Below are 13139 nucleotides of genomic sequence, written 5' to 3'. Positions count from 1 at the left end.
TGTAATTCCTCCTTATTTGCGTTTTAGTATCATTATAGCATATAAATTGCAATAAAAAATGTCCTCCCCTGAAAGGGGAGGGGTAAGCAGGGAGCCCACGCTTTAGCGTGGAACTCATCGCTTATGCCGTAGCTGACCAGCCGAATGGCTGGTGGTAGGGTCTAACATCGGACGAAAGATTTAACATCGGGTGCTGGACCCCCTACCCGCAAGCGGGCCCTTTCCCCCTTCCAGGGGGACACAGGTTAGGTTCTACTGGTTCTTGCGATTGAAGTAATCTATGATCTGGGGCGACAGGTCGATGTGCAGGGTGCCCATGGCGTAACAGGCCAGGCTGTAGGGCGGATAGATCAGGGCCAGGGCTCCATCGCCCAGCATGTAGTAGTTGCTGGAAATCTTGATGGTAGAGATGTACCGGCCCGTGGCAAAAGTCTTTTCCAGGGGTACCCGCTCCCCCCTGCTGTCGATGATGGGCTGGCGCAGAATCGTCATCTTGTCCTCCGGACGCACCTTTACGAAATAACTCAGAGGCAGCTTTTCCCCCGTGACCTTGCTGTAGTTCAAGCCATAGGTATTTGTATATCCGTGGGCAGCCCCCTGGTTGTAGCGGTAATCGGCCACTGTCAGGGAAATCACCTGGTCATCTTCATACTGCACTTTATAGGAAAAATTGCCACGATAGAACTTGCCGCCTTTGTACTGGTTCAGGAAACTGTCCACGTATTTCTGGATGTCCTCATTGATGGCCGCCTGGGCGGCAGCGTTCTTCTCCACGGTCACCACCGGGTAACGCATCTTGTAATTGATGGCCGAAGCTGTTTCTTCTCGAACACTGGCTCCTGCCAGCGGGGGCAGGCTTAAAAGCGCCGCCAGGATGAATCCCAACACTGCTTTCCGTTTCATAAAGATCACCTCCAGGGAGATTGCAAGTTCATCGTTCATAGTTGAGACTCGGTGCTTGTCGATTTGTTGTATTTTCTTACTTTTCAGTATAGCACAGATGAAGGAGAATATAACATAAAATCCCTTTCCATTCTATTTATCTCAGAATGGCATATATTAATTGCATTTGCAAGCAATTAACAACAAAACGCAGGCCTAGGACAGGCCGATCAGAGCAATCAGCACCTACACTGATAGTGTAGAATCAAATCCTGATTAACCCTGCCTCGTTTCCCTGTTTTCGGATCAGTTCCAGCAGATCGTCTGCCTGCAGCCAGACGGTGGCCGTATTGTCGTTGGGATGAATGCCGATCTTATGCCCGGCAAATTCTTCGTCCATCAGGAAATGGACCCGATGCTCCCTGTCGTTCAGGATACCCAGGGGCGTGACCGAACCGGGGGTCAGGCCCAGGATGGCCTGCAGATCGGCAGCTGAGGCAAAACACAGGGGCCGCAGGCCGTGTTCCCGGCGGAAGGTCTTCAGGTCCACCCGCTTCTCTCCCTTTACGGTGATCAGGAAATAGTTGCGTTTTTTATCATCCCGGATCAGCAGATTCTTGGCCAGCCAGTCAGGATAGGGCAATTTGGAAGGATCCAGTTCCCCCATGTGGAACACGGCCTTGTGTTCCGTCACTTCATAGGGGATATGCTGTTCAGTCAGGTATTGGCAGGTTTCTTCTTTGTCCATGGTTACCCTCTATTTCTTTGCTGTAGCCTTCTTTTTTGCAGGCTTCAGCACTTCCTTCACCCAGTAGAATTCAGGACATGGATTTCAAGCCGCAGACGCTGAAATTCACGGGGTTCCCGGCCCAGATCATCCAGCACGAGGTGGACCATCTGGCGGGGATTTTGATTTAAAAAATGGGGGCGTGAAAAAATGATTTTCACACCCCCGTCACTAGTCTTTAGTCACTGGTCACTAGTCTCTAGTCAGCAGTTCCCGGGCATCGGGGTCGGAAGGATCCTGGGTGCCCAGCTGCCCCCGGAACGCTCGGGCCAGGATGCTTTTTTTCAGCAGGTCGATTTGAGATAAAGAGCTTTGGGCAATTGTAGAAGCTTGATACTCTTTGTTTAACAAAGAATCAAGAATATCAACAATACGACACTGTTCTTCCAATGGAGGTAACATAAAGTTGTAGTTTTCAATAAAATCCTTTGGTACTCTCTGCTGTCCTACTGCTCCTGTCATATGTGCCTTCGCTTCACTTCTAAATTTAGGACTTCGAATAAAATAAAAAAGAAATTTGTTGTATAAATCTTGAGTTGATCTCAATACAAAAAATTCAGTTGTACCATAACCAATATGATTCATTAAAGGTCCAATAATAGCAGCTTTTCCATTTTCAAAACAGGGTGTGATTTTAGCCAATACAACATCAGCTTCGCTAAAATTTGTAAAGCCTTTTTTTACTTCGCTTAAAGTCCTTATTTCTGGTTTCGTAATCTTGCCAAGACGCTCATCCAATGATGCCATTGGAAAGAAAGATACTTTAAGGGAGTCATCAAGTCCTTTAGTAGAAATCTTTTTGGGATTAATGGCACATACTTCGGTTAGCTTGACTTTTTTCCACCCCTCTGGCACGAACTCCGTCCCTTCCGGATTTTTCGACCTCTCCTCTTCCCTCTTTCCTCTGCACTCTGCACTGCCTTTATGCCCCGTCAACTGCCCCGTGAACGCCTTGTGCAGAATGGCGGCTCTCCGGGCTTCCTGGGTATCCAGCACCTGCTGGAGCTTGTCCCGGGCGGCATCCAGTTTGGTGAACAGGCTCTCGATGCGGGCCACGATCCGTTGCTGTTCCGGGAGAGGAGGAAGAGGAATAATACATTTCCCCATTTTAGCTTTATTTACGATAGAAATAGTAGTAGATGATGATTTTTCAATTAGTTCTGTTTGAAATAAAGGGGATTGGCATAAGTAATAAATATAGAGATTATTAAAATAAGGGATTACAGAAGTTATTTGTTGGTTTGTACAACCTGGATTTTCTATAAAGCCACATTTGCCAATTGAACCTATACAACAAACTGACGTAGCACCTGTAGGTATTAAACGTCCAACAGCAGCTCCATTTTTGCTTAAATATTCTGATGGAGTACAAACATGTCTTCCAGCATCTAAATCAGCTGGTTTATAGAATGGAACATCATTACCATAATAGGTCTGTTCTTTTTTGCTAGGTGTATTACCCGTAATTAATTCCGCTATATTTTCTAACCTCGTCCACACCCATCCTTTCGGCAGCTTGTAGGGCTGCTGGTCTTGGGGCACCAGGGCCCGGGCCAGCTTTTCTTCCGGGGTGAAAGACTGTTTCTTTCCGGCCATCAGGCATCCTCCCCTTTCTGGCAGGCTTCCAGTTCCTGGATCACCTGCTGGAGCAGGCCGGTGGCTTCCTCCAGGTTTTGGGCGGCCTCCCGGGCGCTTTCGATGGGGTCTGGCAGGTCCTGGTAATCCAGTACGCTGTCGTCTTTGATCAGCCCCAGATCCAGGCTGTTCCCTTTCCGGGCAATTTCTTCCCGGGTGAAGCACTGCCACCGTTCGTCCGTTACGGCGGCCCGGTCACTGGCTCCATAGGCGGCCTCGAATCCGGTAAAGTCCTCTTTGGCCAGGGGATGGGTCTTGCCAAAGGAGGGCATGTTGGTGCGCAGGTCGTAGTACCACACTTCCCGGGTGTTATCCGTATCGCTCTGGCCCCGGGTAAAGAACAGCACATTGGTCTTTACCCCCTGGGCGTAGAAAATGCCGGTGGGCAGGCGCAGGATGGTATGGAGGTTGCATTTGTCCATCAGGTCCACCCGGATCTTTTCCCCGTCGCCGTCGGCAAAGAGCACGTTGTCGGGCAGGACCACGGCCGCCCGGCCGCCCCGTTTCAGGGAGCGGTAGATGTGCTGCAGGAAGTTCAGCTGTTTGTTGCTGGTGGGGAAGGTCAAGTCTTCCCGGGTGGCCCGCTCCCCGCCTTTCTTCGTCCCAAAGGGAGGGTTCGTCAGCACCAGATCGTAGTCTTTGAAGCTTTCGCCCAGGCTGGACAGGGTGTCCCCCAGGGTGATGGTACCATTCATATCGTGGAGCATGGCGTTCATCAGAGCCAGCCGGTGGGTGTCATGGACCAGCTCACAGCCGGTAAAGGCATCCCCTGCTTCGAAATCGGCCGTATCCTGATCCAGGCTGAAGAAATCGTCCGTCTGCTGCCGCACGTATTCGTGGGCCGCAATCATGAACCCGAAAGTGCCACAGGCCGGGTCATTGCACCGTTCTCCGGGCTGGGGCTTCATGAGCCGTACCATTACGTCGATGAGCACCCGGGGCGTGAAATACTGGCCGGCACCGGATTTTTTCTCGTTGGCGTTCTTTTCCAGCAGTCCTTCGTACAGGTTCCCCAGCCCTTCTTCCCGGGCGGAGAACCAGTCCAGTTCGTCGATGGTCCGGATGATCTTTTCCAGGTTTTTGGGCTCGTCGATCTTGGTCTGGGCTCCCTCGTAGATTTCCCGGATGCGACCGGTCCCGTTCTTTCCCAGTTCGGAAAGCAGCTGCTGGTAGTATTCCTTCAGTTCCAGTCCGCTTTTCCGGGCCAGTACGTCCCAGCGGTAGGCTTCGGGGATATGGGCTTCGGCGCCTGTCTCCTTGGCCATTTTCAGGAACAGGATATAGGTCAGTTCGGTGACGTATTCGTGATAGGTAATGCCGTCATCCCGCAGTACGTTGCAGAGATTCCACAGCTTTTGTACGATTTCCTGGGTATTCACGCCAGATTTCCTCCATTGGTATCGTCATATAAATAGTCGTTCAGTTCATCCAGGATGGCCCCCAGCTGGTTGCCAAAGGCCTTGTTGATCTGGTTGAAACCGCCGGCTTTCCTGAACCGGCTGTCTTCATCCAGGCTTTCCCGGTTGAAGATCTCTTCGTTCTGCAGCACATCTTCGAACCGCTTCAGCCAGTTTTCTTCCGTTTTGGTAAACGTATGGTTCTGCCGCAGCTTTGCCATGGCCCGACGGACCCGTTCTTCGTGGCTCACCAGGGGTGAACCCAGGGCAGCTTTCCGGATCAGGCTGATGATGTCGGCGGCCATGTCCTGACTGCTGACTTCCTTCAGCGCCGTATTCAGCTTCTTTTCGGTATACCCTTCCAGGTCCAGTTCGGCCACCAGTTTCTTCAGCTCGCTGCGCTTCAGGTCACGGGGTTTGGTGCACAGGATGTGCAAGGCTGCAATCTGGTTTTCGTTGCTGCGGATGAAGTCCGTGAACTCATCCAGATAGTCCTGGGGCCGTTTCGTGATATTGTCCTTGCCGTAGCCACGGGTGATTTCCACGATCTGATCCTGGGTATCGGCAATGTACAGGGGTTTGGGGTCGATGATTTCGTAGCTGTGGCTGTCCAGCCGGGTCAGTGCCTTTTCCCTGCTCAAAAGGTCCTGTTTCACCTGTTCCAGGGGCTTTTGCCGCAGCTGGTGCACATAGGCCTTTACGTCCGTTGTGCCCAAGGCAAGCAGCAGCTTTTTCTGGGTATCGGGCTGCAGCCGGGGCCATTTGCGCTGGAGCTTCACCACGATCTGGTCCACCTGTTCCTGGATGCCGGTTTCTCCGGTAAGGGCCTTCAGCCCGGCGAACAGGTCCTTAAAGGTGGTGGTGACGCTGGTGGCCACGGGCTTCATGGAGGTGACACTGGCCATTTGGGCGAATTCCCCCACCGCATCGTAGATGTCGAATTTGGCTTTGTGGATAGCGTCACAGCGGCGGGTGGCCCGGCCCAGCATCTGTTCGAACAGGATGCGGGACTTTACCCGGCGCAGGAACACCAGGCTGGTGATGGAAGGCACATCCACCCCGGTGGTCAACAGGTCCACGGTGACCACTACGGAGGGGTAATCCTCATTCTTGAACCGCTTGATGGCGTCGTTGATCTTTTTCCGGTCTCCCCCGCAGGCAGCCCCGGTGATCTTCATGATGGCATCTGCGGAAACACCCAGTTTGCCATAGATTTCCTTCAGCAGCTGCACCACCATATCGGCGTGCCGGTCGGTGGCCGCAAAGATCAGGGTTTTGCCGCTGTCCCGGGGGCTGGAGGGATCGATGTGCCTGGAAAGCTCCGTGAGCACGGCCCGGTTGAAACTTTCGGTGATCACGTTTTTGTTGAAGTCTTCCACGTCGAAATCCACATCGTCGGCCAGGGTGGTGGTATCCACGTTGCCCGGGTCGTCGGGCTGCAGCACCTTTACCTGGCTCCCCTTCTTCAGATGGATGCCGTTTTTTGACAGTTCCGTTTCGATTTGGACGGGGGCATCGTGGTCGATCAGGTAGCCATCGATGACCGCTTCCCGGTAGGTATACTGGTAGACGGGTTTGCCGAAGATTTCCGTGGTCTGCAGGGCCGGGGTGGCCGTAAGACCGATTTTCACTCCGTCGAAGTAATCCAGCACCCGGCGGTACTGGCTCTGGTAGGTGGCCTCATCCCGGTACACCAGTTCGTTCTGGCTCATTTCCCTATCCAGCAGGTAGCCCCGGTGGGCTTCGTCCACAATGACCAGGTCAAAGGCGGATACGGAAGGGATGGCTTCTTCAGTACGGCCGAACAGGCGGCGGATCATGCTCTGGACCGTGGCAATCTGCACCCTGGTTTCCGGCGCCAGGGCCGTGTCGGTGAGCTGGTTCACGTTATAGATCTGGTTCAGGGTCTTCAGGTCTTCCAGTTTCACTTCCGTAAATTTGTCGAAGGCCTGTTCGCCCAGGGTGTTCCGGTCCACCAGGTACAGGATCCGATGGAAACGGCCGCTTTTCAGGAACCGGTAGATCAGGGCCAGGATGACCCGTGTCTTTCCGGTACCGGTGGCCATGGCCAGCAGGATCCGCTTTTTCCCCTGTTGTACGGCTTCCTCCGCCTTTTTCACGGCCGTAATCTGGTACGGGTACAGGTTGAGGCCATTGGGGTCTTTCAGGAGCCAGTCTCCCAGGGCTTCCAGGGCCTTGTTTTCTTTGGGGATGTTCCGTTCCAGCAGGGTACGGAGTCCGTCGGGGCTCATCCAGCCCAGCAGGGCTCTGGGCGGGTTGTCCGGGTGACGCACGTCCCGGAACCAGATGCCGCTTTCGATTTCACACTGGCGGATGTAGGGCCGGCCGTTGGAGGCAAACAGGAAAGGGACCTGGTATTCGCCCCACTTGCCCATCAGATAGGCCTGGTCCTGGGGACGGATGTGGGTGGCGTATTCCCGGCACTGGCCGTCCAGCACGCTGCTCACGTTTTTGAACCGTTTCTTCGCTTCGATGATGCCCACCAGCTGCTTGCCGATGAACAGGGCATAATCGGCCCGATGGGCCCTGTGGGCGCTGGTTTCGGTGGGGTCTGTGGCTGCGGTGGGCCATTCGGCGATGGCCCGGCAGGTATTGCGGGCAGGACGGGTGCCTTTGGCGTAGGTCAGGTTCAGGGAATCCACCTCCCACCCCACCTGGCGCAGCTGGGCGTCGATGAGGTACCGGGTCTCCGCTTCGCTGATATCCCGATGGTAGGCTACATCGGCGTTTTTGGCGATCCGTTGCTTTTTGGGTACTTTGGGGGCCTTCCGGGCTGATTGAAGGGCAACGTTGGCCAGGGAGTGCTCTTTGGGGGTGATGGAAGGCGTGGTCGGTGCAGGGGCAGGGACAACGGGGCCGGAAGGCACAATGGTGGGCGCCGGGGCTTTTTCAGGCAGCACAAAAGGCCTGTGGGTGTACCGATAATCCCCATAGGTTGCCATGAACCATTCACAGATGCCATAGGCCACCTGCAGACAAAGGCCGGCATCCCGCTCGGAGGCATAGTTGTCGTGTACGGCTTTGTTCCCCACTTTACGCAGGACTGTCAGGCTGTCGGCCACTGTACGTGGCAGGTAGTCTTCAGCCTCCAGGTACCGGATGCGCTGGACCTGGGAGTGGTCGGTGGGGTCGGGCTCCTTGTCGTACTGGAACATGAGCTCCACCACTTTTTCTCCCAGGAACCGGAGCTTGAACAGGCAGGCGTTGGGGTCGGTATAGAGATAGTGCTCCCCTTTTTCGCCCAGTTCGGCCAGCAGGGGGAATTGATCCTGTAAAAAAGAAAAGTTGCTCATGCCCGTATCTCTCCTCTGTCAAAAACTGGAATATAAATATTATAGCATATTTCTGAAAGCGGAGGGAATGCGGCGGTTTTTCCGGTATTTTTCCCGCTCTTTGGTGGAGTCTCCTAGTCCCGTGGAAAAGGGGGAAGGGGCCCACTTGGCGGGTAAGGGGTCTCACTGCCGATGTGAGACCTATCCACCGTCCATACGGACGGTCCCCCTTCCCTTTCAGGGAAGGAATCTGGAGAACGGACTTCCCTGATGGCACATACCTGGGACGGGCGCACCGGGCGACACGGCTTCGCCGGTCTTGGTGCGCCCCTACAGTGACGGTGTTTTATAACGACATACGACAACAGAGCAACCCATCCATCACGGTATTCGTAGGGGGCTGCCAGCGGCGGACCCGCCCCCGAAACGTATTCTGCGACCGTAACACCCGGAGTGTGCGACCGCAACCCCGTAGGGCGGGTCGGCGACCCGCCCGCCTGCAGAAACTTGCGGCAAGCGAGGTTCCAGTATGATAACAAACAGCCCCATGCCGCATGGTATGGGGCTTCCTGGGCGATGGTATTAGCGATAAGATGATACCTTACATCGGGGAATCCGTAGTTATACTTCCAGGCTGCAGCAAATGGTGTGGATCATGGATGACTGTAAAACAGGAAGCCGGGTACCAGTAACAATCAAAGCTTTCATCCATAACCAGGTAAAAACCGTTCTCGTTACAACCGATGGCTTCATAGCACTTTCCGTAGTTCAAGTCCTCTGCGTTATCATCATATCGATGAGTTATGCATTTGACGATTGCAACGAAGTCGTTCAGTACATGATTTGGGTCTTCCAGTATCTCAAATTGATCAAGCTGATTGAAATCCCAAATCTCTCCATTGTCATCTTTGGCAACCAGCCCATTTCTTACTCCCAGCCAGAATTCAATATAATAGGCAGAATAAACCTTACCGTGTGTGAAATGGCCTGTGACCAGGTTAGGATCTAAACCAACGTATCTGACTTTTGCGCTTCTGGACATTGAAATGAGTCCTTTTTTATAAAATGCTACGGCTTAATTCCAGAACGTGGATAATGTGATGCTGTTCGGATAGTCATTGAACCACAGAAATTCGCCGTGGCCGATGCCGTAGGCTCCGTATTGGCCAGCTTTTGGAGCCCGTTTAAAACCATAGGCTTCCTGGAATTCAAAAGGTGCATTGGCACAGTTGAAGCCAGTACGGTCGAAATGGCGATCACCATTACGATACATCTTTATGATCCAGACCCGGCCATGCCTCATGGTCAGTTCCAAACCCAATTTTTGGTATTGCCAAGTATCCAGTTGAATCCAGGGCTTTACGCTTTGGATAGAATCAGGGCTGCCATATTTAGCCTGGACTTCAGTTGCAGGCATATCCAGGCCGATCCCACCCACGGATTCATAGTACTGCGCATTCGGGGCATGCAGGAGCAGCGTACCTTTCCGTTCATCCTGATTGTCATCGTTCATGATGACATGAGAATGATAACTACCTTTATACAGATTTTCACCGATAATCGGCAGGTCTCGGTAGCCCTGAGCTTCGATAATCCGGATGATGCAGCTGAAATCGCTGCTGCCTCCGGCAGGATTGTAGGCCCCCACGATGGTACAGCCGTTTACAGTGTTGCCCTGGAAATCTAGGACTACTTTACCGGAGGCATCATACCATTGTCCCTGGAGTCTGGACAGGATTCCCGGGGTTGGGTCATAGGATGCAAAGGCAAAGGGAATGAAGCAGAAACAAAGAAGCAGGGTAAGTAGCATCAACGATTTTTTAAAAATTTTCATCATATTGACTTCCTTTCTGCTTTTATTGTATCAGATTCTGTGGGTAGAAGAATGGACAGAATCAGAAAAATTCCCAGGCCTGGAGCGGGCTGATCACCGATCAGCACCTACGAAACAAAGTAAACTGCGGAGGTACAGGCCAGGGACAGACAAGGTTTATTTGTCGCCCTGCAGGCGACCTGTTTGGAATCCACTTCTGCTACAATGACAAATAGATCAAAAAGGCTGAGAAGCCACAGGAGGAATGACTTATGGAAAAGAGCAGAACCATCCGCGTCACGGGTAAGGGGAATTTGAAGGTCCATCCGGATATGACGAGGATCACCATGGAACTGACCGACGTATGCCCGGAATATGGGAAAACTCTGCAGCAGGCAGCCCGGCAGACCGAGACTTTGAAGAAGCTGCTGGCGCCGTTCGGCTTTGCACCAGCCGACTTGAAGACACTGCGTTTTTCCGTGGATACGGAGACGGAACGCTATGAAGAGGACGATGTATATAAGACCCGTTTTGTGGGCTATCGTTTCACTCATGTCCTGAAGGTCGAATTCGACTCTGACAACAGGCGGCTGGGAAAGATTGTATATGTCCTGGCCAAAAGTCCCCTGAACCCTGAATTCCACCTGAGCTATACTGTGAAGGATCCGGAAACCGTTAAGAACCAGCTGCTGGGTAAAGCAGTCAAAGATGCCAGAGAAAAAGCAAACGTGCTTACTTCTGCAGCGGGAGTCACCCTGGGAGCCATGCTTTCCATCGATTATTCCTGGAGTGAGATGCGTTTCGAAGAACGGCCGTTGGAATGTCTGGAGCCTCACCTGATGTGTGCGGAAGAAAGCTGTGACCTGGACATTGAACCGGATGATATCCAGGCGTCCGATACGGTGACCATTGTGTGGGAGATTCAGTAAGAGGAGTAAAAAGCAGACCTGTGGCGGGCTGATCAGGGCGATCAGCACTACGCGGGGATGTCAAGAATTTTGTGTTTTTAGATTAACCAATCGTATTTAGCGATTAGTTTGCTCATACGTTCGTCAATCAATAATTGGTTCATAACAGCCTGCCAGTTAAAGACCTTTCCTTTGCCCTTCCATTTGGTGTTCTTGAGCTCAAGAACACGGAGGTAGAGAAGCTTATGGAGATGAAACCGTGGTATTCCACACAATTCTTTCCCCAGAGGCGGAACATGTCCGGGCATTGCCGGATATTGTCTTTTGGGAAGGATTTTGTGTCCCCCGCGACGGAGACGACGAAGAGGAGTCTCCTAGTCCCGTGGAAAAGAGGGAAGGGGCCCGCTTGGCGGGTAAGGGGTCTCACTGCCGATGTGAGACCTATCCACCGTCCATACGGACGGTCCCCCTTCCCTTTCAGGGAAGGACAAAAGAATATATCATTATAAAAAAGTCAGGGCAGCTGCCATTCAGTTGGCAAACTGCCCTGACTTTTTATGCTCTGATTTCCGTCCCGTCCTTGAAGGTCACTCGGATATCGTCTTTGCTGTACACCTTGAACTTTCCGTTGCATCGATAGATGGTCCTGCGGTACTTGTTTGAGGAAAAGAGAAGGGGGTGCATTTGCACCCCCTCGGTGGGGATTTTGCTCCCCCCTAAATTGGACAAGTTCTGTCACTTTTCCATTTGTTCCATTAGCCAGTACGGATTCTTCAAAATCTCTCTGCCAACCCCAATCAAGTCCGCAGCATTATTTTTTAGGAGAGTTTCTGCATCTTCTAAGGTCTTAACTCCCCCCGTCAGCATGACGGGAATGGAGACAGCTTTTTTTATAGCACTGGACATATCCTGAAAATAACCCGGCTCGTTATGCCCTTGCCGTGTGTAGCGACACATTCCTCCGGTGATGTTAAGCATATCCACTCCGGCATCGGCCAATGCCTTGCTGGCATATACACTGTCTTCAATCGTGTTGCCGCCTTCAGCGTAGTCACAGCCACCTAAACGAAGGGAAAGCATAAATTCTTTGCCGACGGCACTACGCACAGATTGAATGATCTCCCGATGAATCCGCAGCCTCCTTTCTATGTCACCGCCGTAGTCATCCTCTCGATGATTGGTGAGCGGCGAATAAAACTGGTTCAGCAAATAAGCATGAGCAGAGTGGATTTCAACACCATCATATCCCGCCGCCTTTGCTCTCTTAGCAGCGCAGGCGAATTGCTCCACAATTTCAGCAATCTGCGATACGGTCAATTCTTCCGGTGCAGTTCCGTCACCCATCATCGGCGAGACGGGGAGGATCACGCTGCTCGGAGCTACTGCCCTTTCTCCTGTAACATCAGAGGGTGCGGCACTGCCGGCATGATTCAGTTGCGCTATTGCTTTTGCACCGCCTTGATGGATGGTATCCACCAGCCGCTTCAATCCCTCAATATCCTCATCGGAGGAGATGGAGAGTTGGTTCTTTCGCGCCTTGCCGCAAATATCAATGTAGCTGTGTTCCGTGATTATCATGGCGAGATTGCTGCCTGTTGCCCGCATTCCGTAGTACTCCAGCATTTTGCTCGTTACTTTTCCGTCCTCTGTACTTTGATAGGTTGCGATGGGCGGCATAACGATACGGTTTTTTAATGTCAAATTCCCTATGGTCATAGGTTTCATTGCCAGCTCGTATTTTTCTTCCACTCTGTCTTTCTCCCCTAAATCAGTTCAAAAATGGCGCATACCACGAGCGTTCCCGTTCTGCCCCCACCGTAGTCGGTTCCGTATGTCCGGACAGCAAGACGGTTTCCTGCGGCAGTTTCAGTATACGCTGTGTGATACTCTGCATCAATGTTTGCTCATCCCCACCGGGAAAATGTGTCAGCCCGAAACTGTTCTTGAAAATGGAATCACCCACGAAGGCCACATTGTCCCTGGCGCTATAATAGAATACGCTGTCCGTAGTATGACCGGGAACGTAGTGCATGGTCAAAGAAAATACAGGATTCCTTTCGAGGGCGATCCTGCTCCCGTCCGGCAAATAGCTCACATCATCCAGTTTGATATATAGCCCGCAACCTTCCGAGAGATTCCAACGAGGATTCTCTGTATATTCCCGCCCTCTCTCGTGCATACAGATAGGGATGGACAGTGCATCCTGGATTTGCGCTGCGGCACCCATGTGGTCGAAATGTCCATGGGTGAGCAGAATTTTTTCGATGACGAATCCTCTTTGTCGAATAACGGCTAAAAGAGTATCTGCTTCTGCGCCGGGGTCGAGCAAAAAGCCGTGTCCTGTGGCATCATCAACATAAAAGTAGGCATTGGTGTTAAAAACGCCTGTCACGGGCAACGATAAAATCATGATGCTCCCCCGCC

General features: G+C 52.3%; 10 protein-coding genes and 2 pseudogenes. 2 read left to right on the top strand and 10 right to left on the bottom strand.

Going from position 1 to position 13139, the window contains the following annotated elements:
* Positions 1 to 252: 252 nt before the first annotated feature.
* Positions 253 to 903: a DUF3298 and DUF4163 domain-containing protein gene (locus BQ5462_RS07725; RefSeq protein ID WP_159429682.1), complete on the bottom strand. Its 651-nt coding sequence runs from the start codon at positions 901 to 903 to the stop codon at positions 253 to 255.
* Between the two features lie 244 nt (positions 904 to 1147).
* Positions 1148 to 1630 carry a prolyl-tRNA synthetase associated domain-containing protein gene (locus BQ5462_RS07720; protein WP_071142769.1) on the bottom strand — a complete coding sequence of 161 codons (483 nt, stop codon included), beginning with the start codon at positions 1628 to 1630 and terminating at the stop codon, positions 1148 to 1150.
* 71 nt (positions 1631 to 1701) lie between these two features.
* Here BQ5462_RS07720 and BQ5462_RS10960 point away from each other — a divergent pair.
* Positions 1702 to 1800: pseudogene (locus tag BQ5462_RS10960) on the top strand (peptide deformylase); the annotation flags it as partial.
* 61 nt (positions 1801 to 1861) lie between these two features.
* On the opposite strand, the gene BQ5462_RS07715 reads toward BQ5462_RS10960, so the two are convergent.
* From BQ5462_RS07715 to BQ5462_RS07695, 5 genes are all read right to left on the bottom strand, one after another.
* Positions 1862 to 3265 (bottom strand): restriction endonuclease subunit S, encoded by a 1404-nt coding sequence (locus BQ5462_RS07715; RefSeq protein ID WP_071142768.1) that lies wholly within the window; start codon positions 3263 to 3265, stop codon positions 1862 to 1864.
* Complete coding sequence (locus BQ5462_RS07710) at positions 3265 to 4683, bottom strand: class I SAM-dependent DNA methyltransferase (protein WP_071142767.1); 1419 nt, start codon at positions 4681 to 4683, stop codon at positions 3265 to 3267. Before BQ5462_RS07710 ends, BQ5462_RS07715 begins: the two co-directional genes overlap by 1 nt.
* Positions 4680 to 8015, bottom strand: coding sequence for a type I restriction-modification system endonuclease (gene hsdR / locus BQ5462_RS07705; RefSeq protein WP_071142766.1), 3336 nt, complete (start codon positions 8013 to 8015; stop codon positions 4680 to 4682). The genes BQ5462_RS07710 and hsdR overlap by 4 nt, the downstream gene beginning before the upstream one ends.
* A 580-nt stretch (positions 8016 to 8595) precedes the next feature.
* Positions 8596 to 9036, bottom strand: a complete 441-nt coding sequence (locus BQ5462_RS11170; RefSeq protein WP_143038039.1) for a hypothetical protein — start codon at positions 9034 to 9036, stop codon at positions 8596 to 8598.
* Between the two features lie 33 nt (positions 9037 to 9069).
* The gene (locus BQ5462_RS07695; RefSeq protein WP_071142764.1) at positions 9070 to 9831 is read right to left on the bottom strand and encodes a hypothetical protein; all 762 of its coding nucleotides are present in this window, start codon (positions 9829 to 9831) and stop codon (positions 9070 to 9072) included.
* Between the two features lie 248 nt (positions 9832 to 10079).
* Here BQ5462_RS07695 and BQ5462_RS07690 point away from each other — a divergent pair, with 248 nt between their 5' ends.
* Complete coding sequence (locus BQ5462_RS07690) at positions 10080 to 10736, top strand: SIMPL domain-containing protein (protein ID WP_071142763.1); 657 nt, start codon at positions 10080 to 10082, stop codon at positions 10734 to 10736.
* A 77-nt stretch (positions 10737 to 10813) separates the two neighbouring features.
* Here BQ5462_RS07690 and BQ5462_RS11795 read toward each other — a convergent pair.
* From BQ5462_RS11795 to BQ5462_RS07675, 3 genes and pseudogenes are all read right to left on the bottom strand, one after another.
* Positions 10814 to 10960 (bottom strand): annotated as a pseudogene (locus tag BQ5462_RS11795) (IS256 family transposase); the annotation flags it as partial.
* A gap of 490 nt (positions 10961 to 11450) precedes the next feature.
* Positions 11451 to 12440 carry an NADH:flavin oxidoreductase gene (locus tag BQ5462_RS07680; protein ID WP_071143347.1) on the bottom strand — a complete coding sequence of 330 codons (990 nt, stop codon included), beginning with the start codon at positions 12438 to 12440 and terminating at the stop codon, positions 11451 to 11453.
* 43 nt (positions 12441 to 12483) lie between these two features.
* Positions 12484 to 13125: an MBL fold metallo-hydrolase gene (locus BQ5462_RS07675; protein ID WP_071142761.1), complete on the bottom strand. Its 642-nt coding sequence runs from the start codon at positions 13123 to 13125 to the stop codon at positions 12484 to 12486.
* Positions 13126 to 13139 lie beyond the last annotated feature (14 nt).

The sequence above is a fragment of the Acidaminococcus timonensis genome, assembly GCF_900106585.1.
Taxonomy (GTDB): Bacteria; Bacillota; Negativicutes; order Acidaminococcales; family Acidaminococcaceae; genus Acidaminococcus; species Acidaminococcus timonensis.
The sequence above is the reverse complement of the archived record's forward strand: the minus strand, read 5'-3'. Positions and strand labels throughout refer to the sequence as shown.

Excerpts from the sequence above, each read along its gene's own strand:
- BQ5462_RS07725 (WP_159429682.1), bottom strand. The coding sequence starts at position 903 with ATGAAACGGAAAGCAGTGTTGGGATTCATCCTGGCGGCGCTTTTAAGC.
- BQ5462_RS07720 (WP_071142769.1), bottom strand. The coding sequence starts at position 1,630 with ATGGACAAAGAAGAAACCTGCCAATACCTGACTGAACAGCATATCCCC.
- BQ5462_RS11170 (WP_143038039.1), bottom strand. The coding sequence starts at position 9,036 with ATGTCCAGAAGCGCAAAAGTCAGATACGTTGGTTTAGATCCTAACCTG.
- BQ5462_RS07695 (WP_071142764.1), bottom strand. The coding sequence starts at position 9,831 with ATGATGAAAATTTTTAAAAAATCGTTGATGCTACTTACCCTGCTTCTT.
- BQ5462_RS07675 (WP_071142761.1), bottom strand. The coding sequence starts at position 13,125 with ATGATTTTATCGTTGCCCGTGACAGGCGTTTTTAACACCAATGCCTAC.
- BQ5462_RS07690 (WP_071142763.1), top strand. The coding sequence starts at position 10,080 with ATGGAAAAGAGCAGAACCATCCGCGTCACGGGTAAGGGGAATTTGAAG.
- hsdR (WP_071142766.1), bottom strand. The coding sequence starts at position 8,015 with ATGAGCAACTTTTCTTTTTTACAGGATCAATTCCCCCTGCTGGCCGAA.
- BQ5462_RS07715 (WP_071142768.1), bottom strand. The coding sequence starts at position 3,265 with ATGGCCGGAAAGAAACAGTCTTTCACCCCGGAAGAAAAGCTGGCCCGG.
- BQ5462_RS07680 (WP_071143347.1), bottom strand. The coding sequence starts at position 12,440 with ATGAAACCTATGACCATAGGGAATTTGACATTAAAAAACCGTATCGTT.